The sequence below is a fragment of the Haloarcula sp. CBA1131 genome, assembly GCF_008728975.1.
In the GTDB taxonomy this organism is placed as follows: Archaea; Halobacteriota; Halobacteria; order Halobacteriales; family Haloarculaceae; genus Haloarcula; species Haloarcula hispanica.
The window spans coordinates 644,653-670,711 of sequence record NZ_RPCY01000004.1; the positions used below are offsets into that span (position 1 = coordinate 644,653).

Sequence of the window (26,059 nt, forward strand, 5' to 3'; positions counted from 1 at the left end):
CGGAGAAGATACATTGATTGATACCCGGTATCGGAGATTGTTCCCACCTCATAGGTGAGATCTGATTGGCACTCAGTTGTCCTTCGAGCCTTGCGGGAAATCATGTCATGCGGAGATTTTTCAGTCATAGATGTGGCCACTTTGGATCGGAGGCTCGTCCGTTTTCGTTATTCTTGAACGGACCTGATTGATATCCGTGGGAACCTACCAGAGGCGTCGTGGTATCCCCTGTGGCGTTCCGTCGCTTCAACGAGTACGTCGCGTGCAAGGCCAGAGAACAGGACGTAACAGCTGTCCGAGTGGACTCCCGGAACACGTCGAAGAGGTGTTCGATGTGTGGGTTTACTGCTCCCGGCTGTGGTATCAGTGTTGAACGCATACTTGACTCTCTCCACCCAGCAAGGAAGACACAAAAAACGGCTCTCAGGCACGTCTGGAAAAGCACGACCGACTGCTCAGCTGGCACCTTCGACGGCGTCGATCAAATCCGCCGCAGTCGATGAGATTCGGTCCAGCCGGTCCCGAAGCGTCTCTGGTGCGTCGCCGTCCCACGCTGCGAGGTAGAACGCCGAGTTGTCGGGGTCCAGCCCGAAGTGACGACTGACCACGTAGGCGACTGCCTCGGCTTCGACCTCGCGTTTCGACCGCTCCGCCTCATCCTCGACATTGAAGTGAAGATCCGCATGGGCGAACTCGTGAATCAGTGTACTCGCGAGGGCGGCCCGATTCTCCCGGTCAACCGCTTCGATCATCGGATTCGTGGTCATCACGCTCCGACGCTGGCAGACACCCCGTGCAGACCCATGCTCCCACTCTTCTGGAGCGACGATTCTCGCGTCGACGCCGACCTCGTCGGTCGCGTCCAACAGGTCCTCGACAAGTCCATCCGGGTCGCCGTGTGCTTCTGTCTCTAGTTCGGGAAGCGGCTCACCCTCTGTCTGGGAGATATCGAACACCGACGTTGGCCGGAACCCGACTAGCCCTCGACGCCATTGTTCGGGGTCTGTCTCGTCGTACTCACAGCCCGTGTTCTCGTGATACGACGGCGAGTTCCCACAGTCGGGGCACTTCTTCGTGATGATCGGAGCCCAGATCCAGATGGCATCCTCGCCTTGCTGGACGTACCGGTCGAACTCGTCTTGCCACGTATTGTACCCTGCAACTCGGGTTGCTTCGGGACACTGGAGCTTGATCAACAGCGTATTCCGGGCCGAGTAATCGTGGAACTTGCTCTGCACATCGAGCCACTGCTGGAACTGCTCGCTGGCTTGCGCCTCGTTCGTGAGGTCGGCGAGGTCCTCGACCCACGCATCGAGTTGGTCGCGCATCTCCTCGTCCCGGGAGTCGGACTCGTCGAAGGTGCAAGTGGTCTGCTGGCTGGACTGCTCTGGTGTATCTGACTGTATCGTTGACATTGGTCTATCTTCGGGACGCATTCTCGGGCACGCCCCCGCACCTCCACTGGGGGACAGAAAATCCGCTGTTAACCAACAGGGTGAAGATTCTGGCTCCGAATGTTGGTTAACGTGATGCCTGCGGAACCCACGCCACCGACAACGCTCCCGTCGGGCATCGGTAGTGAGTGTACATCTCTGTCAGCGGACCAGCTTCGAGACCTCGCGAAGTACGCCGAGTCACTGGCCGAGTATCGCGATCGGGAATCGCGACTCGAAGCCGAAGACGAGTCGTCGGGTGAGGAATCTGATGACAGACCCGATGGGGTCCCGTCCGGGGCGTCAGTCACAGTCAAGGAAATCAACGACAATCGCTACCGATACTGGCAGTGGCGTGATGGAGACAAAATCAAGTCGAAGTACATCGGCCCCGCTAGTCCTGACGACTAATCCACTGTTGGCTATGCTTCGTCGGTGGCCGCTTCCCAGCCCCGGTGGAAGTGGACCAGAGTGGTATCAGAATCGAATCTTTCACTGGAAGGCCGGTGTAAGAGGCATTGGTCCTCGGGCACTGCTTTGACCGTCCCAGCGGCCCTGAGGTCCTGCGCAATCCGCCGTGCTTTGGACTCGTCGACGTCGACTGTCTGTACTCGTTGATTGTCTCGGTCTTGTGCGAGTTGACGGCGCTCAAACCGTTCATAGTCTGGTCGTGTATCGTCCATGATTGCTCCGCACCACGAAGGAGCGCACAAAGTCTGTGTCAGAAGCAAACCAAGGGGAATTAATCAAACTGGTTTGGGGTCCTGAAATCAGGAGCCAATGACTTCCACAATATGCCCAACACGCGAATCATCTTCCAAGGCATCTAAGACCGAATCGGGGTTAACATCTCCAGCGAGTGTGTACATATTCGACATTCCTTGTCCCCGTCCGCGACCATGACGGTCTTTCGACAAGACATTTGAATGGACGAGGTCATTCAGCTTTTCTCTAAATGTATGCTGTTTGAGTTCATTGGCGTCAATGTACTCACAGAGATTGGAGTACAGTTGATGGAGTGCCGTGGTTTCACCCGTCGCATCATTCAGTTCAGCAGAAACAACGGTGAGGAGTGCGATTTTCCGCTGCGTAGTTTCAGCACCAATCGTATCGATGAGAGCTTCTCTCTCGATCTCCTCTTTCGCGGCACGAACATGGCGTTCGCCAACCATTCCGACACCTTCGTCATCAGCGAGATCACAGGCGTAGGACAGCAATTCAATGGCCTGTCTAGCGTCGCCTGTTTCCTGTGCGGCGAGTGATGCAGTCAGAGGTATCGTACCTTCCTCAAGTACATCGCTTTTCAGATGGGCAAAATCCTCATGTCCGTCTTCAAAGTGTGTGTCCCGGAGCGCCTGAGCAGTACGACGAGCAAGAATATTTTGAAGATGATCAGCGTTGTAGGGGTTGAACGTGATTTCACGCTGTCCAAGCGATGAACGGACATCAGCGTCGAGATTATTCCGGAACTGTAGGTCGTTTGTAATACCGATGATTCCGATTTTGACGTCATCGGGGTTAGCTCGAGAGAGTTCGTAGAGAATGTAGTCATCTTCCCCAATGGCATCAATCTCATCAAGAATGATGATGACAGTCCCGCCAATAGTCTCAAGTTCGTCGAGAACCATTTCAAACAGCCGTTTCCGCTGGTATCCACTGGGTTCGTCAACCCCCTGACCCTTGCGTACTTCGCGAAGTTCTTTGACAAGTCTGGTTAGGACGTGATATGAACGGTCAGCTCCCTTGCAGGGGAGATGGATGACTTCCAGTTGCACCCCTTCTTGATTAGCCCACTCTTGAAGTTGCTCAGATTTTAGTTTGACACCCGCAGTTTTTCCCTGGCCAGTCGGACCATAAACGAGAATATCGCGGGGAGAGCCATCCATAGTTACAGGCCGGAGCGCCATGTGGATCTTGTCAAGTTCTTCCTCCCGTTCGGGGAGATCGGTCGGTTTGTATTTCCCGACATCAGCCTCAAGGACGTCAATATTTTCGTATATCGTGTCCCTATCCCCGAATCCCTGTGTCATCTTGTTTGAGGTATAAATCCCATATTTCATAAAACCCCCCGGTAGAGTGATGAGAGTGACATGGGGTGGCCGAGAGTGTAACTCCACGGGGACGGGGGGTATGAGAGTGTAAACAGCCACAGGAATGTGTGGAGGAGAGGACTGTAACAGTCGAGGTGATACTTCGGATATAAAACGCCAAAGAATGAAGAAATCTAGTGGTCTAGTCAATATACCCGATTAAGTGTTAGAGAGGTTCTTGTATCGATTACCCACTCTTTAGGTATTCCTTCTATCTATAACTATACTATCATCTAGCGAAAAGTTTATCTTAATATAAAATCACTCCCAGAAAGTCCAGGAGAACTCTAGGTTCAAATCTTGAGTGTAAGGTACTCTCTGATTGCTGAATTTGCCGATTTTACACTCTTTCACCCCCCGTGGAGGTCAGTTGACTTAGACCTAAATGGGTTCCAAGCCGTCAGTAGTTACACTCTCATACCCCCCGTCTCCCGGTGGTGGTACTGGTGGTTGAAGCGACGAACACTATCAAATCGGCCTACCTGTTGAATAGATGTTGAGTCACAGCTATTCAACAGAGCAGCTTGAACGTCTCTCAGAGACTGCGCTCGTAGTCTGGAACTGTTTCGGTCGGGTCCATAGAGGAAATCCCCTCACTCGACCGGGGAAACACAAAATTAGCGTTAACCAACAATGGAGGAATATGGCGGTCGCTGTTGGTTAAGACACACCACCGTTTCCGCAAAACCACTAGATCAGGCGCATGGAATCGCCGGGATCATCGCCGATGATGTCCGCCAATCCGTAGACAGCGATTGAGTCCGTATACCCCTGCGCTCGGACTGCCTTCTTGATCCCCTTCTTGGCTGGCTTATCGTCAGTGAGTACGGCAACACCCGTCGTTTCCCGGTCTCTGACGTACTGGATGGCTAACCCCGCAAGAATCGCATCGGTTTTCTCCACTTCGTGTTCGACTTGTTCGGTTTCGTTCGCAATGGTTCGTCTGGCGATATCGCTCCCAGCGACAGCGTCTCCATCTGTCGGCGATGGAGCCTCTATGATTGTGGCCCAGCCCTCGTTGAGCGCTGTTTGGACGCGGTCCGTCTTTGGTCCACCGAGTTCACCGATCACGCGCTGTGGGAGTTTGCAGATAACGCTGGCGTTCTGAATTGTACTCCGAAATCGTCGATACTGAGGGTTCGAGGGACGGCCAATCGCATAGAATATGTTTGCGTCGACGAGGACGTCCTGGTCGGCAGCGAATGGTATGTCGGTTCCCATCCGAGAAACTCACCTATCGGCTGACGTACGGGCCGGGGCACCAGATATCTCGTCAAGATCAGGGAGGTCCATTATATCATGTACGTCTGGGAAGAGATACTCGAAGAACGGGTCATGCTCCTGACCGACAGCCAGTACCGGTTTCAGCGCGTAAATGATCATCATCGCTTCTGTCTCGCGAACGTCGATATCAGTGGCGACCATCCGCTGGGTTGTCTTGCCCGCGAAGTGGAGTCCAGCACCCCGTAACGCAGCAATGAGCTTGCCGATACCGTAGCGGTCCATGAAATACTCAACGTCTTCGTCGACTTCCTGAAGCGCAAGGGCGTGGAGAACAGTCGGCGTGATAACAATCGGGACGTACTGCTCAACGATGATTACCGGGTCAGCAGTCAGCTGCTGAGGGCGCGTCGAATCATCGCGATCGACCAAGCCGAGGTCAACGAGCTGATCAACGTACTCATAGGTGGTCGATTTCGAGAGATCGAGTGCGTCCATGATTGCCGGTGGAGCAACCGGTCCCCAGTAACACACGTAGACGTAGACGCGAGCCAATGCCGGGTGGTTGAGTAGTTGGACAATGGTTTCGAGCCGAGCAGCGTTCTGGGCTAGTGTCTCTGGCTTGAGCGTCTCTTCGTCCATCACATCCATCGGTGGCGGATCCAACGCGTCAATCCCGCCATCCGGACGAACGTGATTGTGATCAGAGGTCATACTAGCCAGTCCGTAGTCCATGAACTTCAGACTATCGCTGCAGCTGTCAGCAACTGGGACATTGCCAAGAAGAGTGGCTTGATACCGCGTCCAGTATATTCTCGGTCCACTGGGATCCTTCCGAGAAATAAGTGCGACAAGAGGTCGGGTGAGGGCTGCAAACCCGCTAAAAGCGGTCTGAGCCAACGGTTCTTCGGTTTGGTTCTGCCGCCGAGTTCCCGGTAGTGTTTAGTTAGTAGCATTGAGCCATCGAGCGAAGCTTTGCAACCAATTTTCGGCGGTTTTCGGTTCAACGTGGCTGAAGCAATTCGAAAACGACGAGGTTCGACGCTTCAGCTCTCGGAAAATCCGTTCGACAGCGTTCCGATTTCCGTGGCGACACATCTGAAATCGGAGTCCAGCTCGTTGCAGTGCAGTTTGGAGGTGTTGAGCGCCATCGACGAGAAAGACGGCAGTTTCGACATCGTGCTTTTGCCGAAGTTCGCGCAGGAAAACTTCTGTGAGGATGGTCGTAGTCGTCGCAAACAACCGGACGTGAAGCAGTTCGTTCGACTGCGGATCGGCGGCGGCATACAGCCAGAATTGCTGATCGTTGATGCGAATCACTGTTTCGTCGAGCGCAACTTGATTCGGCTCTTTCCCGGATTCTGGCTGTAAATCGGCTTTCTGCACCCAATCGTGGACGGCCTTTCGACTGCGTTGGACACCCAGCGAGTCGAGTAAATCGACGGTATTCGACAGCGACAGCCCCGCAACGTGCGCTTGAATACCGAGCGCCATCGCTGGCTTGGGTGTCCGCTCGCGCTCCACAAAATCCAAATCAATCCACTCTCTATGTCCACTGAGGCGGCTGATTTCTGCCATGAACCAGCAAGAAATCCGTCCGCCTCACTTTTCACGCTTAACTAAACACGACCGAGTTCCCTGTGATTACATATATAGAAGGGGACAGTTGCTTCTCCGGTCATATTAGCGCTAACCAACAGTCGGGAAGTATGGCGGTCGCTGTTAGTTAAGACACACCACCGTTTCCGGAAAACCACAGGAAGCTGAATCAGTTCGGGAGCTTCGGTGCTATCACGAATTGCATCGCTCCATCGGCGTCGGGGAACTCCGATTTCAGCACAAGCGGTACTGAGTCTCCGATATGGAGAACCCGATTCGTGCCGTCTGGCAGGCCAGCATTAGCTGATTTGACCAGCGACGAGTCAAGTTTCACTGCGACATCCGCAGGCTCGAAGGCGATGAGATCGGTGTCGTCCCACCGGTAGGTCATGCTGTCAGTGTCGCCGTCTGCGGCAAACCGCGCTTCTCTGGTTTCCGAATCAACGGTGAGGTCAAACCGGTCGGCAAGCATATCCGCTGCGTCGAGACCGAGCGAGATGTCATCTGGACTCAGATGGACGGTTGCCGGGATGTCGATGTCCGGCATCTCGACAGGGTAGCGGAGCGATTCAACCGCCTCAAGATCAATAGTGCGCGTTATTCCGTCGATGTTGATTTCCAGTGTGCTATTCGCTGCATCGAGTGCGAACTGTGCAAGGTCGCCTGCATCGCCGACCGAGAGTGCATCGCGAACTCGTCCGACGTCCACCCCCAACGTTCCCCTCCCTGCATCGAAAGAGGTGAACGAACTCCCAGAAACACGCAAGTCGACCATCGCGTGACCCTGCAGGTCAGCCGCCCGGATGGCGATTCCCGACTCTGTAATTCCTATCCGTGTCTTGTCTGTGACCGTGCCAGCCGCCGCGAAAATCCGCTCAAACAACTGGACCTCGCCGCTGATCCGGAGATACTGCGGAGCATCGAGCGACAGGAGGTCCGCAGTGTCGAGTTCCGCTTCACCGTCCGCTGGCGTCTCTGGCACGCTCGTTTTGGCGTCTGTGGTTGCTGCTTCGGTGCTGCTGGCCGCTGTGGACTGTGACATTTCGATTACCCTCCACTTCCTGGAGGGCACACAAAATATGCCGTTGGCGGCGTCGATGGCACATTTGCTGTGAATACGGTTTCTGTATCCATCAGGAAGGGTGAAACAGCTGCTCTGGAAGTGTGCCTATTGACCGCGAAGGAACGGGGACACAAACGCATAGGCGCAGATGAGTAGTGTGATAATGAATAGAGGAAATCCTAATCCATCTTCGTCAGCGATGATGAGTCCGGCTGTGAGGATTGATACCGCCATAGCGACGAGTGCTGTGCGGATTGAACGGAGGTATATACGGAGCGTGGCTTCATCCGTCATACGTATGCCGGATATGGATTCAATATCAGCCTTGCGAAGCTAATGTATTATCCCGAATCCTGCTTGTCCGACTTCTACGGACTGCTGCCGTCATGAATATGTTCGCCGTATTCACAACGGCCGGTCAGGGGACCACCGACGCGAGGCGATGGGTATTGTAGTCAACCGTCCAGCGCGAGTAGTTCCGTGTGATCCGGTACTCGCGAACGACTGCAACGTCTTCCAGCGACTCTTCGGGTTGTTCCCACGTAAACTCGTAGCCGGCGATCACGTCTCCCTCGTCGAGATATCCAACCGGATGATCCGGCCCGTCCCACTCAACCGAGATTGGGTCGCCACCACTGGGGGGCTGGACTCCACGGCTGACCCCTCCCTGGATGACAGATGGATCGCTCGTCAACCCGTGCAACTGTGCTAAGTCACTGGCTTTGATCGTGAACTTGTCCTCCTCGCCGACGAACGAGTGCTGGGTTTGCCCGCGTACTGTTGCATACTCTACGCTTTCGATATCGACACCGAGAGCGTCGGATAGCAGGTGGGCAAACTCAGCAGCCCCCGTGCGGACCGTTTGGTTCTGCTCCTCAATCTGCAGGGTCGTCTCTGGCGTCCGAAGCTTCCTCGTGTATGGATTCTCCGGCTGTTCGACGGGCATACAACTGCACAGGAGCGTCCCTTTTGGCCCCGTCAGAATCCACGGCTGTTTCCCACACGGGATGGCGGTATATTGCGATGCAGTGTATCGGCCACCGCCAGTGAGGACCCGCAATGCCTTTTCGAGAGCCTGGGCGTCAATGCCGTACCCGTAGCTGTCAGCAAGTCCGTCGACGAATGTAACTCGAGTGTCGACTGAACTGAACTCGCCGTACGTGTTTGGGATTTGCAGCAGGTCGCCGGTCGCGTACTGCTCAACATATGCCCCGACATCCCCGTCGACGACCCAGCGCGTTTGCTGTTTGGTTGCTCGACCAGCCGACGTGTTGATCGCCGACACCGGCCGCTGCGTTGTCAGCCCCCAGTCCTCATCCGGGGCTGCCCAACTGCCGTCGTCACGATCAAGAGCGCGACACGTCGTCGCGCATCGGGCAATGCTTACGGCATCAGGATCGAGGTCGTCGTTGGCGCTGTCTCCGTCTCCGAACGTACCGAGTGTCAAGTCAGTCATCCTCTCACCCGATAGAGGAACACAAAATTTTGCCGGCGAGGCCAACCGCTACAGTTCTGAAGTCGGCTAGGTGGCCGCTGAATGCACAGACTGGGGTTCGTTCCAGCCGTTTTCTTGGTGTGCCAAATGAGCTGTGGATGGAATCGGATCACGATTTCAGAATCATGGCATCAAATCGCGAAACAAATAACCGCCCAAGAGAGCTGTCGCTCACGAACGGGCGTCACAGGGGACAACCGAACCTCAGTCAGGCGGATCGAGCCCGTAGCACTGCTTGGCGACGGTCAGAAATTGGTTCGCGTCCACTCGCGGTGCGTACGTACGGCTCTCACCATCGATGGCGAGTTTCACCAGCAGGTCCACCAACCGCCAGACGTTGTAGAGCACACATGCGAACGCGAAATTGAAGAAGCGATAGTCGCGCTCGGTGGAGGTGGTTCGCACCATGAAGTGTTTTTGCTTCTTGCACCCGTTCTCGATCCCCCAACGATGCCGATACCAGCGAATTAGCCGCTCAATCATGTGGACGAACGCTCTCGCGTCCATCTGCTGACCGTCGGTGTCACCGGCGGTCACGTAGGGGTGGTTCGTCTCGAAGACGACGGTACCGGCAGTGTCAACGTCGCCGTTCTCTGCTTTCTGCTTACGCTCTTCGACTGCCTCTTCGCGTTGAATGTCCGCGAGCAGCCGTGAGAACGACATTCTTTCGCTCGGTTCACCCTCTATGTCCTCGAACTCCCACTCGCCGCACATCTCTTGCCATATCTCCGAGAGACCGCTGTCTTCGTCCTCATTGTCCGAGTGCGACTGCCTCGGGAGGTAGACCTGCTTGCGTATCGGCGTGCCGTCGGCTTTCTCTTCGGTGACGTGAAACCGTTCGCCGTTGCGGTACATCCACTCGATGGTGTCGGCCTCGTCGCGATTGGTGTAGATACGCGTCGGGTTGAGGTAGTGGACGTCGTATTCCTCGCAGGTGCCTTTCACCGACTCGCTGTCGAACTCGCGATCCATCATCACGAGATCGAGATTCACCATCTCGGTCGCTTTCGTCAGGAGTTTCTCGACGATCTCGTCTTTCGATTGGCCGCGCACGCGCGGGATAGCGTCAAGCACCAACGGAACGTCTCTTCCGACGATTTTGAGCACCGCCCACTGGTAGTACTCGTCTTCATCCCTGTGTCCGAGGATGTCGTCCTCGTGACTCTCTGGGTCGCCGGTAAACGGGAATCCCTTGGTCACGTCGATAGCCGCCCAGAGCTTCCCGGTGAGTTCGCCGTGCTGGCGCGCACGAGCGATCAGCATCCGTGTCGTGTTTCGGAGCATTTCCCGAATCTCCGCGACCGAGAGCTTGCCGATCTGGTAGCGATGGGTCGATCCCGTCGGAATCCGTTCCCGTGTCGTATCGAGCGAGAACGATGCCGGGCCGCTGCGGGCGTACATGTCCTCGCGCATCCCCATGTAGGCGTGCTGTTCCCAGAAGGCGTTCTCGTGGATCTGCCAGTTCGGCCCGCGGTCGAGTGCGAAGGCGTCGGTCACGAACGGCTTGGCCTGCTGCCACACCTCGTCGGTCCTCTCGGCAACGAGCTGGTGTTTCGGAAGCTTGTTGGTCTTGGTTTCGTCCGTCTCGTTGGTGCTGACTCGTTCGGGGAGGGAAACTTCGTTGGCACGCGCGGCCGTGACGATGCTGTCGGCGCACTCCCGTACGGCGTCACGCAGATCCTCGCTGAAACGCTTGCTCCACGCGCGCCAGAACGTCGATTGGTTCGGGAGACTCTCGAACCCAAGATCTCGGCGCAGCGAGGGGTTCGCTCGTAGGTGGTCGTGGAGCGCGGTCTCATCCCAGCCGTTGATCTTCTCGATGATGAACGCCCGCACCAGTAGCGCCATCGGATACGGTCCCGAATACGGTGCGTGGTCGTCGTGTGCCGCAAACGTGCGATGATCGATCGGGAGATAGCAGATTAGCGTCTCGATGTCGGCAAAACCCTCGCAATGCCCGCACTGTGACTGGGCGATGGTCGTGACATCCGCAACGAATCCGTCGAGGACGTCGCCTCCCTCGTCGAGTTTGCTCTCGAAAAAGTGCGCCTGTTCGTGATGATCGGTGGCGTCGGCGACGAGAGCCGCTGCAACCATCTCCGCAGTGTCGTCCAGCGGGTTTGTGGCGGGTGGTTTCGCGTCGATACGTGCATCCGTGTCGGGTACGTCCGCGTCCGACTCTGGCTTTGGTGACATACCTCTGGCATGTTTCTCACCACCACCACGGATCACCCGACACGCGGACGCTGAGCAGTATCACCCAGTCGATTACGTCCTGTGGTTCGGTGAGTGCTGTGCCATAGGTTGTGTCGGGTATCCGATCGTACCGCAAGCGAGACTATAACCGGTCCGATTCGTTCCGCGTACTGAGCGAGGGGAGTTCCTTCTCGCCGGTGTCGACCTTTGCGCGTTCGAGCCGCCACTGATCGTTGTCGAACGGGATGTCGTAGTTCGCCTCAGCTCGTGCGAGGATACTTCGAATCTTCGAGTCGGGTATCTCGAAGAACGCGGCGGGAGCCTTCTTCTCGCGACCTTTGCGAACCTCGCGGATGAAGCTCTGTACGCGAACGTACTCTGAGGGAATCTGCTGGAGGAAGCCTCCTCGACGGTGTAGCCGAACGGTGGTCGACCGACACGCTTGCCGTCGGCGATGGCGGCGTCGATGCCCTCCTGGACGCGCGAGCGGATCATCTTGCGCCCGGCGTCGGCAAATACCATCATCATGTTGAGCATCATCTCGGCCATCCAGTCGTCTTCACCGACGGTCCCGATGGGTTGGTTCACGAGGTCGATGTCGATGTGCTGCTCGCGGAGGTCCTCTACGAAGCCGGCGAGGTCGGCGAACGACCGTCCGAGCCGGTCGAGTTCGTGCACGACCACTACGTCGTACTCGTCGACGTGTTCTTGGAGAAACTGGTACTCTTGGCGTGAAGTCGATGCCCCGCTCTCACTGAGGTCACAGTACCACTTACGTTGGATATCTGCCATCATCCTTCTAGTTCGCAGGCCTCTCTACATGACGGCTCAATCTAGTCAGCTTCAGATCACGTCCCGGAACGATTCTCGACAGAGTTGACGAACTCCGTGATTATTCGTCCTTCAGCACGGTGCAACACCCCGCTTGCAGCTGAAGAGTTAACCGCAAACGTGTCTGCCAACTCCGTGAGCGTACAACGGCGGGGGCTGTCATAGTAGCCACGCTCAACCGCTTCGGTGATGAACTCCCACTGGCGATCCGTGAGTAACTCTTCCGGGGGATGTGATTGAGATAACGATTGGATTGTGAATGGAATGTTAGCAGCTGCTAATGTGTCTGTATATTCTGCTAATCGTTCGTGTGATGCCGTCATCTCTGTGGATAACCAGCCATCTTGCATTCGAGTCGGAAACTGCGGGATATTTCCCGTTGCCCGAAGTGCCCGATACGGCTCCGCCTCCGGAAACTGATACTGAATCACAACTGTCTGCTCGTCAGTGTAGACCACCTCATGCGAATCAATCCTCGGTACGTCGTCGAACTTTCGGATGATCGCGGTCGGGTTCTTCGTCGCTATTTCTACGAGCCCGAGCAGGCCATCGTCCGTGAGATGACTCGCCAATACCGTGAACGTAGTCTCGGGAAACTCGACGGAGATGTGAGCCAGTGGATCTGCGGACGCTGCCGCATTGAATCGCAACTGAACGGTTGGCATGTTCCCCGGTAATCGCCGATACTATATAAATAGGTGAATATACTCACGACAGAACTCACCAATATTTCTCCCTTTGTATACACCACGATGGGACTATCATCACACATCGAGAAACGCACCAGAAGGAGCAAGACGCTGTCTAGCGGTTCTCTAGAACAATATCTACTATCGGGTTTTACGGGGGTATGACGATGGGAAGAAAGATACTTCTGGACGTTGACACAGGTAACGATGACGCAATATTGCTGGCAATGATGCTTGCGGCTGAGGACATTGATGTTGTCGGTATTACTACAGTTGCTGGAAACTCAACGCTCACCAATACAACACAGAACACGCTGTCAGTCCTGGAATTGCTCGATAGAACAGATGTTCCAGTTGCGAAAGGAGCTGAACGACCATTCGTTCGGGATCATTGTGGTGCAGAATGGGTCCACGGCGAGAACGGACTTCGAGGTGATCTACCAGGTCCAACACCCAGTCCGGTCGATCAGACTGCGATGGAATTTATCTGTGAGCAGGTGGCCACGCACGGTACTGATCTCACGATCGCAGCTGTCGGCCCCCTCACAAATATCGCACTAGCTATCGCCAATCGACTGACGCTCCCTGATGAGATTGATGAGTTGTATCTAATGGGGGGAGCGGCACATACGCATGGAAATACAACACCAGTCGCTGAATTCAATTTCTGGGGAGATCCAGAGGCTGCCAGTCGAGTGATGCAAGATGGTTTCCCACGGATGGTGGGCTTAGATGTGACGAATCAAGCAACTGTGCTCCCCGAATTTGTCGACAAACTAGAGGATGCCGCGCCACCGCTCACTACTGTCGCTCAGTGGTTTGATTACCCAGATGAGCTTATGAAGGTGGAATATGGGACGACTGTTCCGGCGATCCATGATGGGGTAGTCGGGGCAGATATCATCGGAAATGTGTTGGAGTATGAATCGTACTACGTGGAAGTAGATACTACAGACGGTCCGTCCCGAGGTGCAGTTATCTGCGATGTCTTAGAAATAATGGAGACAGAGGTGAACGTCGTCTCTGAAGATCGAAATCACCTCTCACCCACAGGATACGTTGCTGAGAGCATTGATATTGACCACTTCCGAGAGATCATCTCAGAGACAATATTCTCTTACAACTGAAATCAGACAGGTGGGTTGCACATGCACGATAGTGTCGGTATTATAAACTTCGCAGGGAGCCATGCATGACGAATCTACCTAGCCGACCTCTGCTACAGTTGTTTCGACTGGCTTGATAACCCGTGGCGGTTGTGCGCCTCGTCTGAAGAGTGCAAAGACGAGTTCGTTTGGGTAATCAGCGATACTCTTCAACGTCGACGACTTGTTTGGTTTCCTCATGAGTGAGGTCACCGTCGACCGAGACCACTGTCGCATCAAGTTCTCGTCCGACCGCGGCAACGAGCGCGTCAACGCCGTCAAGATATGGTTCCTGTGATCCAACCTCGTCAGCGATTCGTCCCGCTTCAACCGACAGATCTTCGCTGATTTCGTATATTTCACCCCACGACAGCGCTTCAACCGCCTCTTCGAGATCGCCCGATGGGAGGTTTCCGACACCAACGAGTGCTTCAGCGTGGGCAGGAGCAGGCATTACCCATAGCTCTTCCTCACCGCCGTTCGATTCGTAGTACGTTTCTGTGGCAGGGTGACCGCTCAGGTAATCGATAAGGAAGTTCGCATCAAGAACCCTCATGTATCCTCGCCTAACCGTCGCATCCGCTCTTTCCGCTTCTCTTTCGAGTTCTCGCGCTTGTCTCGAATCCAGTCGGCGTCCTCATCAGAAAGAATCCCGAACCCGTCGTAAAAGCCAGCATCTTCACTCTCATCAAGGACGCGTTCGAGCACGTCGTTGAACGATTCACCCTCACGTCGACGGCGGTCAAGCTGTCGCTTCACTCGATCGCTCACTCGTATCTGCTCATCTGCGGTCGCCATTGATACGTCAACGTTGGCGTTGACATTGGTTAATCCTTGTGGGAAAACACAAGGACGATTTGTTTTATAGTCGTAACAAACAGCCCCTTTCACTCGAAACTCGGCGTGTAGTCCACCAGAGGTCGCCAGTTCGGAGTTATATACAAAATGTGCTCCGCTGCCTCAGAGAAAGAGCGGATTATCGTTAGTTCCAATATGTGTATACTATGTTATATATTGTAGTAGTACTTTAGCAAAACGGATATATACACTGTTAGCATCTAGTCATCAGATGGATGTGGAGGGTTATTTGACGACGAACGAAGAAGTACGTCTTCAGTGGGATGGCCAAGTAAAATCTGGTCTTACCAATGCGATCAAGGGCAGTGTAATCTTTGCAGCAACTAATATGAGGTTATTGGCAATAACTGATTCTGGCAACTCGAAAGATATTGAATATTCACATATCAGTTCGGTTGAAGTTGAAACAAGTCCTAAGTATAGTTCAACGGGGACTCAGCGTGACCTCATTCTAGGTTTTATTTCACTATTTGGTGGGCTATTTATTTTGCTTGTAGCAGAAAATAATGCTCAAATTCTACTGGCTGGGATAGGTTTCATTCTAGGACTAGGATTTGTCGTTTTTAATTGGGATGATTTCGAGGGGTTTTCTAGTTTATTTGATTTTGAAGAGACCACTGTATACAATATAACATTGATAACTGGCGACGAAGAAAATAACCAGATTAGTTTCCAGACGGAGGAAAATATCGGTGCTGAACTGTCACGGATTGTCAGGGAAACGAACTGAGAAATAAGGGATACACATGGAGTCGGTAAGTACAGGGGATATCTGTGTCAAAATAGCCTGTGAAATGGGGTTTACGCTATGTGTTTGACTAGTTCGTGAATTCATAGGACTGAATAGCACATTCAATACCGTCGATACTGAGTAGTGATTCACATGATCGACGAAACCGTCACTGAGGCCGAACTCTGACCGAAGCAGAACTTCAGCGATAAACTACGGTGCAACAGTACCAGTGTTCCCGTTCGACCCTGTGAATGGAATGTCGATTTCGAGACCGTCGTAGGCCAACAGCGGCTTCTTTGCTTCGCCCGGTCCACCGCCCTGAAATTCGATAACGTCGATATCTGCAAGTTCAGAGAGGTTCCGGTGTACCTGCTTGTAGTCTCGGTCAACCAGTTCAGCAGCCTCGCGGATGCTCGCCGGTTCATGTTCGGAGATCGCCTCCAACAGCTCCAGATTCTTCGGACTGAGGAGACGACTGAGTTCGGCGTACGAGTCGAAGTTCAGTGTCGGTTGGGCGTCGTCAAGGTCTTCGCCCTCCTGAGCGGCCTTGAGTCGACTACGCGTGCGCTGGTCGAGATGGTCGCTATTTCCGACGGTGACTTTGAGTGTGGGCATTGTGTTCCTCCCGGCAGCGTCCTACGGTGACCAGTTCCACGAAACGGGCGATAGTTCGGTAGCCTCCTCCTTGAAGCGGTCGTAAAGCGTCAGCATCCCCGGAAACTCGATGTATTCAACATCGTCGTGAATGTGGCGCTCGTGCCCTTTCGTCCGTTCGTGGGCATTGTCGTATCGGAGGATCGTGTCTCCGCCGACCTCCCCAAGACGGAGGCTGTAATCCCAACCACACGGGTACTTATTCATCGTCCGTCTGTCGGATGGTCACAGCAACGACGTAGCCGTCTTTGACATCCCGCCAGTCTTCGATGGTAGTGTAGGACGCCATCCGCTATCCTATGTTATTACCTCCATAGATATAAGCCTATGGAGACACCTCCATAACAGGGTCAAAAGACCACAATCGAGATTTTGTGTGCCGCCGGTCAGGTATATAAACGTCCAATTTCGCAGGACCGTAGAAAGCACTAGCTTTTAGCCTTCATCTGGAACAAATTCGTCCTGTTGAATCCGAGCTACCATCTTACAGCTCCTTATTGTGGGGATTATCTTTCGCATCTTGCACGTTCTCTCGCTGCACCATCTCGTACGCGCTCTTGTCCCCGTGTTTCCGGACCGTGTTCGCGATGCGGTCCTTTGTCTGCTGGAAGGACTCGTCAAGCCGCATCTTTGCCTGCTCATACCCACTCATGTATCGCTGGCCTTTCTCAGTCTGCTCTATCTCATGCGGTTCGTCATCATCATCTACCTCAAGCAGTCCAAGGTCCATGTATCGCTGCATCGCCTGAGAAAGCCCCGGGTCGTATGGACCCCGCTCCTCAGTTATCATTCGTAACGAAGTCTCTTCTGCCTCTTCATCGGCATAATTGAACAGGAGCTTGTGGTACTTTGTCCTCCCTTCAATCCGACCACCAGCTTCGCTCAACATCATTAGACGTGGGTGGTGGTTCTTGTCGTCACTCATCGAGATCATCCCACGTTAGCTGGACAGTCATCGTCTGCAGGCCCTCCACTTGGTGGGGGTCGAAGTGCCGTTGTAGAGACTCATTTGAGGACGCGATGATGTACTGGATATCCGTGTCCCGAATGAAATCTATTGCGCTGTCACGCTGGTCATCTTCCAGATTAGCGAACGGCTCGTCAAGGACCACAACCTCGAAGCTGTCATCCGAATTTTCGTTCTCTCTCGCCACAGATGCGACCGTGTGTGCGAACGCCAAGTTCAGCAGTCGCGATTCACCCGTACTCAATTCACTGTATTTCCGCGGTCCCCCGTTACCCGGAAGGAGAATCTGACCGTCTTCCTCTACCCGGACCTCAAGGCCCAATTCTCCAGCAAGGGCTTCATAATTTTCTGACCACTTCTCTTGGAACGACATCACGATCTCTTCGAAGCTGTCTCGTTCGAGTTCATCAATGCGCTCCGTCACCTGTTCCAGCGATTCATCCATCTCGTCCAAGGAGTCCTGAATCTCATCACGCTCCTCTTCGAGCGACTGTTTCTGGGTGTTGAGGCGATCTACCTCGGCACGGTGCTGCTCAAGTTCATTTTTGGTTCGCTCAGCAACGGCCTCAATATCATAGTTGTTGTCCTCAAGCGTGAACTTGGTAAGGTCGTTTAGATCCGATAGGTCCGGGATGGATGCCTGAATTGAATCGATTTCATTTTCTATCTCAGCTTGTTCCTCTTTCAGCTCCTCAATCCCCGCTTCTAGCTGGTTTACTGTGTCGTCAGCGGACTCAACACGGCTGCGAAGATTCGTTTTCAGATCATCCAGAGACCGATCTTGCCCACAGTGTGGGCACTTGCCTCGATCTAGCCTATGATTAGCAGTACTCTCCGCGACAACTTGGTCACAGACAGGACAAGACAGCTCTTCAATCGCGTTGAGGATGAGGTCGTTGACCTCTTGTGTATACCGGCGGGCCTCACGCAACTGGCGGTCTTTCTTTCTGAGTTCCTGTTCTATCGTTCGCTTCCGGTCGTAGAGGTCCTGTAGTTCCTCGTTGAGTTCCTCGTTTTCTAAGAGCCGATCTCTGATGATTTCGATTCGCCCGGTGTCAATAAGCGACTGAAGCTTCTCGATTTTCTCAAGCCGGCTTTCGACCTGCCCAATATCAATTTCCTCCAACTCTCGCTGAACCGGTGCCAGCTCGGTACGTCTAACCTGCTCGATCTCCTGCTCAAGAGAGTCTCGTTCGTCTCGATAGTCCTCAAGTTCTTGTTGAAGATTGCTTCCAATTATCTGGCGGATAGACTGAATCAGTTGTGGTTTCGAGAGCCGAGAGAGTGGGAGTTTGTCGGTCTCGGAGTGAACGAACTGGAGAGTGGTGATGTCCTCTGGCCCGATTAGCTCTTCGAGGAGATCCTCAGCGGCTTCTTTTTCGACTTCCTCTGTACCATCATCGTAGGAGCGACCTCCCCCACCGCGATGGAGTTGGTGCCCGTTATCGAACTGGATTTCTACTGTGCTCGTTCGCCCGGGCTGGATACCGAGTGTAGCCCGGGGGCCGTAGAGTGCATACAAAAGAGCGTTAATTGTCAGGGTTTTACCTGAACGGTTTCCGCCCTTGAGGAGGAGATCACCACCAGCGATATCCTCTTTCGTGATTGTCTGGTAATCCTCAACCGCGAACCCATCGATGTGGAGTCTACTGATTTTCATATTTGGCTGTATACGGCTCACTGATGTTCTGTGCGAGTCTGTTGAGTTCCTGGATACTCCGCCGGGTCAGGAGTTGAGTAGCGAGAAGGCCGATGACCAGCCCAATACCCAGTCCGAGAGTGCCACGGAGGTAGAACCCGACGAAGGGAGTGGTCAAGGCAATAATCAAGCCTGCGAGGATAGAGATATTCTTCTGGTAAGCGCGGCGGTCGAAGTCATCCACTCGGTTCTGGAGTTCTTCGGAAGCGGATTCGTAGAAGTCGTCGTGTCCCGTGATTTTCTGTATTTGGTCTGTGGACCGTCTCAGTTCGCCTCCGGCGAAGAAGTTGATTAGCCGGTTGTTCTGCTGATCGGCTAGGAACATGACCAGTATTGTCGGGAGGACGGACAGTGTTTTCAGGAAGAGTGGTTCTGGCCTGACGAGTTGGATGGCCACGCCTGTGTAGACGGTTAGGAAGACTGCTCCCCACCCACTATCCCAAATTTTCGTCGCAATTTGCATTCAATTCTAACCTTCAGAACTAACCAATAGATTGCCAAACATAAATCATGTGCCGTGATTACAATATCCGAGATGAATCAGCAGTAGTGAGGTCATAATTATCGCCACAATCGGTGACGACCGCCGACCTGCATCTGTCCACGAAGTCATTAATATGCTCTCTGAGAATTGTCCGATAGCAAGATGGGGCACGTCTACTACCATCACCCTGTAGACAAGCAGTTCTCTCTCAATTTCGTCAATCCAGACGCCGAGAATATCGTGTCACAAATCGTCGACTACGACGGGGATGTAGCTGTGAAAGTCGTGGAATACGAACTTGAAACAGAGTTCTACGGTGTATACACATCTCGGGTTGGTGGCGGTGCAGTGAGCGAGATCGAACTTGACCTCAGTGACGCTCTCGCGGACATGACTGAGGACAATGGGACGATTGTCGCACGTCTCCTAGAGATATATCGTGCGCTCCTCTCACAGAACGAGGAAGAAGAGGGTACGCCTGTGGAGGCTTACAAGAACATCGACATTGAGGACCTCCCCGATGTGTTTGACGAGACGTCGTGGGAAGGGACGGCAACAGATGTCGCTGGTCGCCTCGCGCCGAACCTGATTCTCAAGCACGCTCTTCCTAACGCCAATCATCGGACCGCTGTGGCGCTGCTACAGTTCTACCTGCGTCGCATCAACAGCGACTTTTCGATGCCCGAAACAAAAACCGAGATTGAGCCCGATACCTACGACTGGCGAGAGTGGGTCAACGAGTATATTAACGAATCAAAGCGTCTCCTGACTGTTCGACGGAAGAACGTCCTGTTCAAACATTTGCGTGAGTTCGGAGCCACAACGCTTGAGCGGAAACACGAAGTCATGATCGATTTGTCAGAGTATGAGCTTGATATGTATCCGCATGAAGCGAAGGTATTCTACGCCGAAAAACACCAAGACCTCTGGATAGAATTTGTGGAGAAAGCAGTTGAGCGAGCCGGCTTTCCAGAATTGACCGACACTACGGGGATATCTAAAGCAGAGTTCGCAGAGAAAATCCGGCGGCTTGACTAGCGGACTGCGTTAGTCTTGGAGAGTAGCGACTAATCGGCCAGTTTCTTCGGCCTCTTCGCTACGCGACATCCCATATGTCGCAAGCGCCTCGTCCACCGCTTCATCAAGACTCATAGTTCACTTCAATATTAGCTGTGTGATTGTATAAACTCTTGCATCACCCTGCATGTGCGCCATACAGACGTGAGAGATGTTCCTGATTATCCCTGTAATCGGAGCTGCCTGAGCAGATAGAACAGAAACCCAGAGAAACAGCCAGAATGCCGGATTCATGTCTAATTTGCAGAGCTGACGAGCGAAGCTGAGTCGTCGTCGGATCGGGGTCAAGCCCCAGCATGACCGATTTGGGGGGTGGTAACGCACTGTTCGGCCCCGTCGGTCTGCCGTTCCAGCGTCGTCCCCCGCAGGTGAGCGACCAGCGACAGCACCTGCCTGACATCTGGATGCAACGCCAGCCACTCCTCAAGTCGATCAGCACGTCCAGTCACAGCCAGCGTCAATTCATCGCCGTAGTCGATCTTCCGATGCCCCAGATCATAGAGAACTTCGGCGATGACAGCCATCTTGTCGGCAAACTCCGGTCCGTAGTCGTCGATGTCCACGTCAGCGCTGGGGGTAGAGCCTGCGAACTGCTGCCCTCGCCACCGAATGGCAGGCAAATCCATCCTTATGATTTGGGACCCCCGCCCCCGGGTGTTTCCGCGTAAACCCTAGATAGGCAAGACAGGCTAAATGAGAATAACCAAGATACACATATAAATACAGGAAAATATTAGAAGAGATATTTAATTCTAGAGAGAGCAGAAAGCTGATACAGAGGTTTGAAACGGATAGCAGACCGTTTCTCTCTTTCTTCTACTCTAGGCAATAACTAGCTAGAAAGAAAGAGATATAATAGATGTGAGAAACAGGAACTGATTCAGTTTATGCCGATAGGAAAATCCGCGTTAGAGGGCATTCTTAATCGCAGTATCGCCAATAATTCTCTCTTGTCGAGACTCATTATGCTCTTCTGCACCTCACACCATCTATAGAATTACGCGGAAACACCCGGGCCCCGGGGAGGGGACGCCGATTCAGAGTCGGACTTCCGTGAGGTCGCCGGCGCGATCTTCGGCGAAGCCAACGGCCACGACCCATTCCATCGGCCCGCCAAACAGACCTTCGCGGAGATGCTGATGTATCTCCATCTCAACGCGAAAAAGAACAGTCGCCGCCATGCGCTCTGTCACGCCGATATCGTCTCGCTGCTCAACGAGGGCCATATCGCGCTGAAAAAGGCACTCGATGAGTTCGACCGACTGGACTCGGGTCACATCGACCCTGACAAGAAAGGCGCACAGAACGTTTACCAGACGATCAAGGAGAACGTCGATCCCGTCTTCACTGGTGACTTCGGAGACTACGGGGAGTTCTCCCTGCAAGAGTACATCGAGAACCCGGAAGGCCGGGTCCTCATCATTGACTCGAACCCGACGGAACTGGAAACGCTCGGGCCGATGTACCAGCTGCTCGTAGACTGGTCAATCCGCTACGCGATGAACGCCTCGAACCCGACGGTCCATATCCTCGACGAGATTGACGCGCTGCCGGCGCTCACTCAGGTAACGAACCTCACGGCCCGAGGTCGGAAACACAAGGCCCGGGCACTAGTCGGTGTACAGACAATCGGCCAGCTCAAAGACACGTACAGTACAATCTCTGGCATTGTCGGCAACTGCCCGCAGGGCGTTTACTTCGGTCCGGGTGACACTGAGTCGACGGACTTCATCCTTGACGAACTTGGCGAGAGTCGACAGTATGACCGGTCCGAGATGGTGTCGATGAGCCACCAGGGACGCGGCGAGAACCCCCGGACACAGGCTCGGGACACGTACAAAGAGAAGGACAAGACGCCGGTCACGTCTGGCTTGCTTCGAGACTTCCAGCCCGGTGAGTGCGTTGCCGTCTCTCGGACGACGTGGGTCCACGGGCAGTCTTATGAACTGGCTGACGTTCGCGATAGCCTCCCGGCACAGGGTGCGGAGTCGCCGGGCAGTTCGGAACCGGAACCCACTGACGATGACACCGACATCGAGAGCGACAGTTGGTTCTCGTTCACCCGGGCTCGGCTCGACGATGTGCTTCGTGGGTCACTTGGTGAGGACGACGACGATGAGTCCAGAGAGAGCGGCCCTGATCGTGACTCCGAAGTCGAGCCGACCGTCGACGCGACAGACGGGTTGGGCAACGACGAGTCGACCGGCCCACTCGACCAGACAACAGCAAACACCGCCGTCACGTCTCCGGATACAGACCATCCGAACCTATCAGATGAAGAATGTGAGTGTGTCGGTGGCGATCACGACCAGCAGTCCGACGACAACAGCGGTGACTTCTCCTCTGACGAGTCACCGAACCCCACCACTGATGAGACGGAAGCCGCTGAGAAAGGAGATGCTGAATCGGCCTCAGAATCAGACGCTACTGAGACTGATGAGCAAGACAAAACAGAGTCAGAAGAGAAGGGGCACGACCCGGCTGGGTTCATGTGACTGCCTCTCTACAGAGTAACGATAGCATCTAAGAAAATCTATACTTTTGCAGATAATCTCTTGATCTCCCTTTGGTTGTTGACTGATAGAGTCCTTTGGCTGTAGCCCCTCAATAGAGCTATTATCAGATATCCGATAAAGTCTCCCCAGCTAACTGATTCTGGGTGAAATCGCCAGACGGAATCGGTTTTGCTCCTATCTGAATCTATTAGCTAAGTGACTGATTCGTACAAAATCGCAATACGTGGAGGGTGTGATTCACCGAATAATTGGTCCTTTAACTTGCCGTGCTTTGCGGGGCGTTCTGAGAGCGATTTTTGCGAGAAATGCATAGGCAATCTAACAGTGGGAGAGCGGGTCGATAGACCCGACACAAACAGGGGTACGAATCCGCTCAGGCCACCTGCACTCTCACCTATTGGAGAACAGATATGTCTCACCTCACTCCCCAGAGTCCGACCGGGACTGCACATGGCGGGCCAGCCCCACCGAGTGTCATGCGAGTCCACTGTGCCACGCATGTCGCCGGCCACCGACGTCCCGGGCCACGCCGATTACGACCACACTCGAACTGAGCCAGTGCTGGCAGACCCACGCTCGACCCTCGCTCGCTTCGGCCCCTCGTGGCGCACACCTTGTCGCTCACCGGTCGGCGAGCACACCATCATGTCCGGAGCTTTGTGTCTGAAACCCAACAGGTACAATGTGCCTTGTTTTCGCATCATAGTGTAGTCGCAAATTAGTGTGCCACTCAGCTGGGAACTGTCCGATTCCCGGCGGGGATCGCGCCCGCCACTGCAGGCACGAGTGGACCGGCGTGAGGCGCGCGACCGCGCCGAGCGCAGCGCCCCGTCGTCCGAGTGAGCAGGAGCGAACGAGGACACGACAGACGAGCATCGCGAGTCTGTCAGTGGCGTCGCGCGCTGGGACGGTCCACCAGCCATCCAGCCCAGTTGTGCCCCGGCCGACAGACCCACGCTTGCGATACATCCGACACTCCGTGGAATCGGTATCTCGACGTGTGCCAGCTGGGGGAGCCAGCCCAACCCGGAGCTTTTTGAGCGATGACGGCCAAGTCTGAATCGCACCGTTCTCATGTCACAGCCACACCTTTCTCCAGAGCAACAGCCATCCGACCAGCGTCAGATTCCGAGCATCGAAACGATCGGGCCGGTCGTCGACGAAGTGATCGACATCGCCCGCCGAGAACTCGATGCACCGCGGTCAGTGAAAATCAAAACATGGGAGGATCGCGAGTTTCTGGTGCGTGTCAAGCACGGCTCAGCACCAGGCGTAAACACCCGGTATGGATACGAGACAGCAATCCAGTATCACAGTGATCGGGAAACCGTTGAAGCCTTCCTGATCGAAGAGGATACCCACACTGATGAAGCAGAACGCCTCCTGAAGATGGAACTCGGAACGATCCCCGATCCAGTACCAGAAAAAATTGGGGAGTAGACGACTGACTTATTTGTCTGTCAGTTCTCGATGGCAGTCCTCACAGACCTGCTCGTACTCTTCATCGCGCTCTGGGTCGTAGAAGGACCCGGCGCGAAACCTCACAGGGTTGTACCGAGTGTTGAAGACTTCCTCACATCGCGGACACTGAACGTCTCCCATTTGAGAAATTACCTCCCGGCGGCCCGGTCTGGCCGCCACCTGCCTGCGGCCACACAAAATCGAGGTGTTCCGCCTGCGATGCCGGTCTCAGCCGCCGATCGCTCTTATGTAAGGCTGCGGAAAGACCGTATAGTTTCACTGAACCGTCGCTAATTTGGCTAGATAGCTTCTGCTCCGCCACGCCGACGTTGACGATGAAAATAGGCGGCGAAGTATGGCCTCAAAGACGAAACCGACGCCTTGCGCCGCTACCTTGGGACCCACGACAAAGTCGATAAAGAGCGTCTTCCGAAGTGGGACGAGTGCCGGGAGCTGGCGGTTGACTATGAGGTACAACTATCCTGAGACCGAACTTCGTCGGCGGCCCTGGCGTCTACCAGTGTCAGTCCGGATCGTAGGGATTCGTTGCGGTATCGAGCCGATAGACTTCATCGACAGCGTCAAAATCGTCATCAAACGCATACAGGTAACCGAGTCCCTCGGTTTGCATATACGCGATAATGCAGGCATCGACGAAGGAGAGCGGTTCGTGTTGGCGAAAAAGGGCCTTCCCTGTCGCGAGGGCGTCGGTGGTGAGGGAGTCGATGTGGAAGCGGGCGTTTTCTTCGATACGATCAAGGAGATCGACGGCTGCGTCGTGGCCGGCGTGGGTCGTGAGGCCGTTGAGTGTTTCTGCGAGAACGTAGTCGAGGATGACTGCCTCCGGGAGCGTTCCATTGTCGATTCCCTGGAGCACGGGAAGCGCGGCATCGTGGGATCCATCCCGTCGGTATGCGACTGCAAAGGGGACTGTCGTATCAATGAGTGCACGAGGCATTTACTCGACGTTGACGCCCCAGGCGTCGTGATCGCTCGTTACGTTGGTCGACTTCTCACCAGCGTAGCCGTCGAAGTCGGCGAACGTGCCCGTTTGCTGTTGGACAACTTGGACCCGTATGCTGCCGTCGTCTTCGAGATGCCAACGGAGTTGATCACCATCGTCGATATCGAGCTCGCGCCGAATCCGGGCGGGAATATTTGCCTGGTTTCCAGACACCTTACTTTCGGCGTCGACTCTGTCGCTGCTCATACCACAGTGTATGTGATCGGCTGTGAAATACCTAGTGTGCGGCCACACTACTCAGTAGCAGAAGAGCGATTCCGACGGAGAGGATGGCAATCTACTATGAGGCCATTGGGAGCCGGCCGGCGCACCTCGCCCAACCCGTATGCGAGATTCCGTTCTGCTTTGGATCGCCAGCGGCCCCGAGTCAGCTCATGGCGCATTCGGGCGAGCTACCGGCGTTTCTGCCCTGAAAGTCCGTTCCCGTGTGTATCGGTTCTGCGTCCGACCTCCGTCGAGAGGCCTCTATCGTGGCGGGCCGCAGTTAGTGGTGCGCCTGTTCGTTCACGCTCGTCCGCATCGTACGACAGCACCAGCTTGCGCTCTCGATCCGCCTTTGAGAGGGATCTCGAGTGTGTCGCTCCGATCAAGGACTATAGATTCGATTCAGTTCGACTGTGTGAATCCTCGTATGAGGCGATTTCTCCAATGCAGAAAGCTGCCGATGTTTGTTTCGTACCTTTGATTGAGAGTTGAGCGTTAATTCGTGTGTCTACTCATCAACTCAACCTCTGAAAATTGCTTCCTAACCGATATGATTTTGAAAATAGTGTGACAAGATCCAGTATGAAATTACGAGAGTTGGTATCCAATTATCTCCCAGA

General features: G+C 54.3%; 26 protein-coding genes and 4 pseudogenes. 7 read left to right on the forward strand and 23 right to left on the reverse strand.

Features of this window, described 5'->3' with window-relative positions:
• Positions 1-230 precede the first annotated feature (230 nt).
• Positions 231-503, forward strand: coding sequence for a zinc ribbon domain-containing protein (locus Har1131_RS22870; RefSeq protein WP_369804292.1), 273 nt, complete (start codon positions 231-233; stop codon positions 501-503).
• Here the strand turns inward: Har1131_RS22870 and Har1131_RS20745 are convergent.
• Complete coding sequence (locus Har1131_RS20745; protein ID WP_050036630.1) at positions 456-1,415, reverse strand: ArdC-like ssDNA-binding domain-containing protein; 960 nt, start codon at positions 1,413-1,415, stop codon at positions 456-458. The two genes, Har1131_RS22870 and Har1131_RS20745, sit on opposite strands and share 48 nt — an antisense overlap.
• Positions 1,416-1,529: 114 nt before the next feature.
• Here Har1131_RS20745 and Har1131_RS20750 point away from each other — a divergent pair, with 114 nt between their 5' ends.
• Entirely contained in the window at positions 1,530-1,844 is a 315-nt protein-coding gene (locus Har1131_RS20750; RefSeq protein ID WP_050036631.1) for a hypothetical protein, read from the forward strand.
• Positions 1,845-1,855: 11 nt separating this feature from the next.
• Here the strand turns inward: Har1131_RS20750 and Har1131_RS20755 are convergent, their stop codons facing one another.
• The 10 genes and pseudogenes from Har1131_RS20755 to Har1131_RS20800 all read right to left on the reverse strand — a co-directional run bounded on the left by Har1131_RS20755 (position 1,856) and on the right by Har1131_RS20800 (position 12,593).
• Positions 1,856-2,116 (reverse strand): hypothetical protein, encoded by a 261-nt coding sequence (locus Har1131_RS20755; RefSeq protein WP_050036632.1) that lies wholly within the window; start codon positions 2,114-2,116, stop codon positions 1,856-1,858.
• Positions 2,117-2,203: 87 nt separating this feature from the next.
• Complete coding sequence (locus Har1131_RS20760) at positions 2,204-3,463, reverse strand: Cdc6/Cdc18 family protein (RefSeq protein ID WP_225308217.1); 1,260 nt, start codon at positions 3,461-3,463, stop codon at positions 2,204-2,206.
• A gap of 750 nt (positions 3,464-4,213) precedes the next feature.
• The gene (locus tag Har1131_RS20765; protein WP_050036634.1) at positions 4,214-4,744 is read right to left on the reverse strand and encodes a hypothetical protein; all 531 of its coding nucleotides are present in this window, start codon (positions 4,742-4,744) and stop codon (positions 4,214-4,216) included.
• Between the two features lie 9 nt (positions 4,745-4,753).
• On the reverse strand, positions 4,754-5,458 hold the full coding sequence (locus Har1131_RS20770; protein WP_079980839.1) for a helix-turn-helix domain-containing protein: 705 nt from the start codon (positions 5,456-5,458) through the stop codon (positions 4,754-4,756).
• A gap of 228 nt (positions 5,459-5,686) precedes the next feature.
• Positions 5,687-6,322, reverse strand: coding sequence for an IS6 family transposase (locus tag Har1131_RS20775; protein WP_050036636.1), 636 nt, complete (start codon positions 6,320-6,322; stop codon positions 5,687-5,689).
• A 190-nt stretch (positions 6,323-6,512) separates the two neighbouring features.
• Complete coding sequence (locus Har1131_RS20780) at positions 6,513-7,385, reverse strand: DNA polymerase (RefSeq protein ID WP_050036637.1); 873 nt, start codon at positions 7,383-7,385, stop codon at positions 6,513-6,515.
• A 439-nt stretch (positions 7,386-7,824) separates the two neighbouring features.
• On the reverse strand, positions 7,825-8,862 hold the full coding sequence (locus tag Har1131_RS20785; RefSeq protein WP_050036638.1) for a hypothetical protein: 1,038 nt from the start codon (positions 8,860-8,862) through the stop codon (positions 7,825-7,827).
• 243 nt (positions 8,863-9,105) lie between these two features.
• Entirely contained in the window at positions 9,106-10,998 is a 1,893-nt protein-coding gene (locus Har1131_RS20790) for a transposase (RefSeq protein ID WP_050038230.1), read from the reverse strand.
• Positions 10,999-11,239: 241 nt separating this feature from the next.
• Positions 11,240-11,871, reverse strand: a pseudogene (locus Har1131_RS20795) (recombinase family protein); the annotation flags it as partial.
• Between the two features lie 74 nt (positions 11,872-11,945).
• Entirely contained in the window at positions 11,946-12,593 is a 648-nt protein-coding gene (locus Har1131_RS20800; RefSeq protein ID WP_050036639.1) for a helix-turn-helix domain-containing protein, read from the reverse strand.
• A gap of 185 nt (positions 12,594-12,778) precedes the next feature.
• On the opposite strand from Har1131_RS20800, the gene Har1131_RS20805 reads away from it, so the two are divergent.
• A complete protein-coding gene (locus Har1131_RS20805) occupies positions 12,779-13,744 on the forward strand; it encodes a nucleoside hydrolase (protein WP_225308218.1) in 966 nt (321 codons plus the stop codon).
• Between the two features lie 175 nt (positions 13,745-13,919).
• Here Har1131_RS20805 and Har1131_RS20810 read toward each other — a convergent pair whose 3' ends face one another.
• Positions 13,920-14,318, reverse strand: coding sequence for a PIN domain-containing protein (locus tag Har1131_RS20810; protein WP_050036640.1), 399 nt, complete (start codon positions 14,316-14,318; stop codon positions 13,920-13,922).
• Positions 14,315-14,560: an antitoxin VapB family protein gene (locus tag Har1131_RS20815; protein ID WP_050036641.1), complete on the reverse strand. Its 246-nt coding sequence runs from the start codon at positions 14,558-14,560 to the stop codon at positions 14,315-14,317. Before Har1131_RS20815 ends, Har1131_RS20810 begins: the two co-directional genes overlap by 4 nt.
• A gap of 271 nt (positions 14,561-14,831) precedes the next feature.
• Here Har1131_RS20815 and Har1131_RS20820 point away from each other — a divergent pair, with 271 nt between their 5' ends.
• Positions 14,832-15,350 (forward strand): PH domain-containing protein, encoded by a 519-nt coding sequence (locus Har1131_RS20820; protein WP_050036642.1) that lies wholly within the window; start codon positions 14,832-14,834, stop codon positions 15,348-15,350.
• A 213-nt stretch (positions 15,351-15,563) separates the two neighbouring features.
• Here the strand turns inward: Har1131_RS20820 and Har1131_RS20825 are convergent, their stop codons facing one another.
• The 5 genes and pseudogenes from Har1131_RS20825 to Har1131_RS20845 all read right to left on the reverse strand — a co-directional run bounded on the left by Har1131_RS20825 (position 15,564) and on the right by Har1131_RS20845 (position 19,136).
• A complete protein-coding gene (locus Har1131_RS20825; RefSeq protein WP_050036643.1) occupies positions 15,564-15,968 on the reverse strand; it encodes a transcriptional regulator in 405 nt (134 codons plus the stop codon).
• 21 nt (positions 15,969-15,989) lie between these two features.
• Positions 15,990-16,296: pseudogene (locus tag Har1131_RS20830) on the reverse strand (DUF6516 family protein).
• A gap of 195 nt (positions 16,297-16,491) precedes the next feature.
• Positions 16,492-16,932: a hypothetical protein gene (locus Har1131_RS20835; protein WP_014030646.1), complete on the reverse strand. Its 441-nt coding sequence runs from the start codon at positions 16,930-16,932 to the stop codon at positions 16,492-16,494.
• A complete protein-coding gene (locus Har1131_RS20840) occupies positions 16,925-18,634 on the reverse strand; it encodes an SbcC/MukB-like Walker B domain-containing protein (protein WP_014030645.1) in 1,710 nt (569 codons plus the stop codon). Before Har1131_RS20840 ends, Har1131_RS20835 begins: the two co-directional genes overlap by 8 nt.
• Positions 18,621-19,136, reverse strand: a complete 516-nt coding sequence (locus Har1131_RS20845; RefSeq protein ID WP_050036645.1) for a hypothetical protein — start codon at positions 19,134-19,136, stop codon at positions 18,621-18,623. The genes Har1131_RS20840 and Har1131_RS20845 overlap by 14 nt, the downstream gene beginning before the upstream one ends.
• 183 nt (positions 19,137-19,319) lie before the next feature.
• Here Har1131_RS20845 and Har1131_RS20850 point away from each other — a divergent pair, with 183 nt between their 5' ends.
• The gene (locus Har1131_RS20850; RefSeq protein WP_050036646.1) at positions 19,320-20,195 is read left to right on the forward strand and encodes a hypothetical protein; all 876 of its coding nucleotides are present in this window, start codon (positions 19,320-19,322) and stop codon (positions 20,193-20,195) included.
• 323 nt (positions 20,196-20,518) lie between these two features.
• On the opposite strand, the gene Har1131_RS20855 is transcribed toward Har1131_RS20850, so the two are convergent.
• Positions 20,519-20,860 carry a hypothetical protein gene (locus Har1131_RS20855; RefSeq protein ID WP_023842902.1) on the reverse strand — a complete coding sequence of 114 codons (342 nt, stop codon included), beginning with the start codon at positions 20,858-20,860 and terminating at the stop codon, positions 20,519-20,521.
• Positions 20,861-21,262: 402 nt separating this feature from the next.
• On the opposite strand from Har1131_RS20855, the pseudogene Har1131_RS20860 reads away from it, so the two are divergent.
• Both Har1131_RS20860 and Har1131_RS20865 read left to right on the forward strand, forming a co-directional pair.
• A pseudogene (locus Har1131_RS20860) lies at positions 21,263-22,729 on the forward strand (type IV secretion system DNA-binding domain-containing protein); the annotation flags it as partial.
• A gap of 1,095 nt (positions 22,730-23,824) precedes the next feature.
• Entirely contained in the window at positions 23,825-24,190 is a 366-nt protein-coding gene (locus Har1131_RS20865; RefSeq protein WP_175055134.1) for a hypothetical protein, read from the forward strand.
• Between the two features lie 9 nt (positions 24,191-24,199).
• Here the strand turns inward: Har1131_RS20865 and Har1131_RS22045 are convergent, their stop codons facing one another.
• From Har1131_RS22045 to Har1131_RS20890, 4 genes and pseudogenes are all read right to left on the reverse strand, one after another.
• Positions 24,200-24,352 (reverse strand): hypothetical protein, encoded by a 153-nt coding sequence (locus Har1131_RS22045; RefSeq protein WP_023842963.1) that lies wholly within the window; start codon positions 24,350-24,352, stop codon positions 24,200-24,202.
• Between the two features lie 382 nt (positions 24,353-24,734).
• Positions 24,735-25,169, reverse strand: coding sequence for a PIN domain-containing protein (locus Har1131_RS20880; protein ID WP_151148408.1), 435 nt, complete (start codon positions 25,167-25,169; stop codon positions 24,735-24,737).
• Positions 25,170-25,421 (reverse strand): AbrB/MazE/SpoVT family DNA-binding domain-containing protein, encoded by a 252-nt coding sequence (locus Har1131_RS20885; protein ID WP_023842898.1) that lies wholly within the window; start codon positions 25,419-25,421, stop codon positions 25,170-25,172.
• Positions 25,422-25,537: 116 nt separating this feature from the next.
• A pseudogene (locus Har1131_RS20890) lies at positions 25,538-25,762 on the reverse strand (transcription initiation factor IIB family protein); the annotation flags it as partial.
• Positions 25,763-26,059 lie beyond the last annotated feature (297 nt).

What these genes read in the sequence shown, in the direction of transcription:
- Har1131_RS20745 (WP_050036630.1), bottom strand. Translation starts at nt 1,415, where the DNA reads ATGTCAACGATACAGTCAGATACACCAGAGCAGTCCAGCCAGCAGACC.
- Har1131_RS20750 (WP_050036631.1), top strand. Translation starts at nt 1,530, where the DNA reads ATGCCTGCGGAACCCACGCCACCGACAACGCTCCCGTCGGGCATCGGT.
- Har1131_RS20755 (WP_050036632.1), bottom strand. Translation starts at nt 2,116, where the DNA reads ATGGACGATACACGACCAGACTATGAACGGTTTGAGCGCCGTCAACTC.
- Har1131_RS20760 (WP_225308217.1), bottom strand. Translation starts at nt 3,463, where the DNA reads ATGACACAGGGATTCGGGGATAGGGACACGATATACGAAAATATTGAC.
- Har1131_RS20765 (WP_050036634.1), bottom strand. Translation starts at nt 4,744, where the DNA reads ATGGGAACCGACATACCATTCGCTGCCGACCAGGACGTCCTCGTCGAC.
- Har1131_RS20770 (WP_079980839.1), bottom strand. Translation starts at nt 5,458, where the DNA reads ATGACCTCTGATCACAATCACGTTCGTCCGGATGGCGGGATTGACGCG.
- Har1131_RS20775 (WP_050036636.1), bottom strand. Translation starts at nt 6,322, where the DNA reads ATGGCAGAAATCAGCCGCCTCAGTGGACATAGAGAGTGGATTGATTTG.
- Har1131_RS20780 (WP_050036637.1), bottom strand. Translation starts at nt 7,385, where the DNA reads ATGTCACAGTCCACAGCGGCCAGCAGCACCGAAGCAGCAACCACAGAC.
- Har1131_RS20785 (WP_050036638.1), bottom strand. Translation starts at nt 8,862, where the DNA reads ATGACTGACTTGACACTCGGTACGTTCGGAGACGGAGACAGCGCCAAC.
- Har1131_RS20790 (WP_050038230.1), bottom strand. Translation starts at nt 10,998, where the DNA reads ATGGTTGCAGCGGCTCTCGTCGCCGACGCCACCGATCATCACGAACAG.
- Har1131_RS20800 (WP_050036639.1), bottom strand. Translation starts at nt 12,593, where the DNA reads ATGCCAACCGTTCAGTTGCGATTCAATGCGGCAGCGTCCGCAGATCCA.
- Har1131_RS20805 (WP_225308218.1), top strand. Translation starts at nt 12,779, where the DNA reads ATGACGATGGGAAGAAAGATACTTCTGGACGTTGACACAGGTAACGAT.
- Har1131_RS20810 (WP_050036640.1), bottom strand. Translation starts at nt 14,318, where the DNA reads ATGAGGGTTCTTGATGCGAACTTCCTTATCGATTACCTGAGCGGTCAC.
- Har1131_RS20815 (WP_050036641.1), bottom strand. Translation starts at nt 14,560, where the DNA reads ATGGCGACCGCAGATGAGCAGATACGAGTGAGCGATCGAGTGAAGCGA.
- Har1131_RS20820 (WP_050036642.1), top strand. Translation starts at nt 14,832, where the DNA reads ATGGATGTGGAGGGTTATTTGACGACGAACGAAGAAGTACGTCTTCAG.
- Har1131_RS20825 (WP_050036643.1), bottom strand. Translation starts at nt 15,968, where the DNA reads ATGCCCACACTCAAAGTCACCGTCGGAAATAGCGACCATCTCGACCAG.
- Har1131_RS20835 (WP_014030646.1), bottom strand. Translation starts at nt 16,932, where the DNA reads ATGAGTGACGACAAGAACCACCACCCACGTCTAATGATGTTGAGCGAA.
- Har1131_RS20840 (WP_014030645.1), bottom strand. Translation starts at nt 18,634, where the DNA reads ATGAAAATCAGTAGACTCCACATCGATGGGTTCGCGGTTGAGGATTAC.
- Har1131_RS20845 (WP_050036645.1), bottom strand. Translation starts at nt 19,136, where the DNA reads ATGCAAATTGCGACGAAAATTTGGGATAGTGGGTGGGGAGCAGTCTTC.
- Har1131_RS20850 (WP_050036646.1), top strand. Translation starts at nt 19,320, where the DNA reads ATGGGGCACGTCTACTACCATCACCCTGTAGACAAGCAGTTCTCTCTC.
- Har1131_RS20855 (WP_023842902.1), bottom strand. Translation starts at nt 20,860, where the DNA reads ATGGATTTGCCTGCCATTCGGTGGCGAGGGCAGCAGTTCGCAGGCTCT.
- Har1131_RS20865 (WP_175055134.1), top strand. Translation starts at nt 23,825, where the DNA reads ATGTCACAGCCACACCTTTCTCCAGAGCAACAGCCATCCGACCAGCGT.
- Har1131_RS22045 (WP_023842963.1), bottom strand. Translation starts at nt 24,352, where the DNA reads ATGGGAGACGTTCAGTGTCCGCGATGTGAGGAAGTCTTCAACACTCGG.
- Har1131_RS20880 (WP_151148408.1), bottom strand. Translation starts at nt 25,169, where the DNA reads ATGCCTCGTGCACTCATTGATACGACAGTCCCCTTTGCAGTCGCATAC.
- Har1131_RS20885 (WP_023842898.1), bottom strand. Translation starts at nt 25,421, where the DNA reads ATGAGCAGCGACAGAGTCGACGCCGAAAGTAAGGTGTCTGGAAACCAG.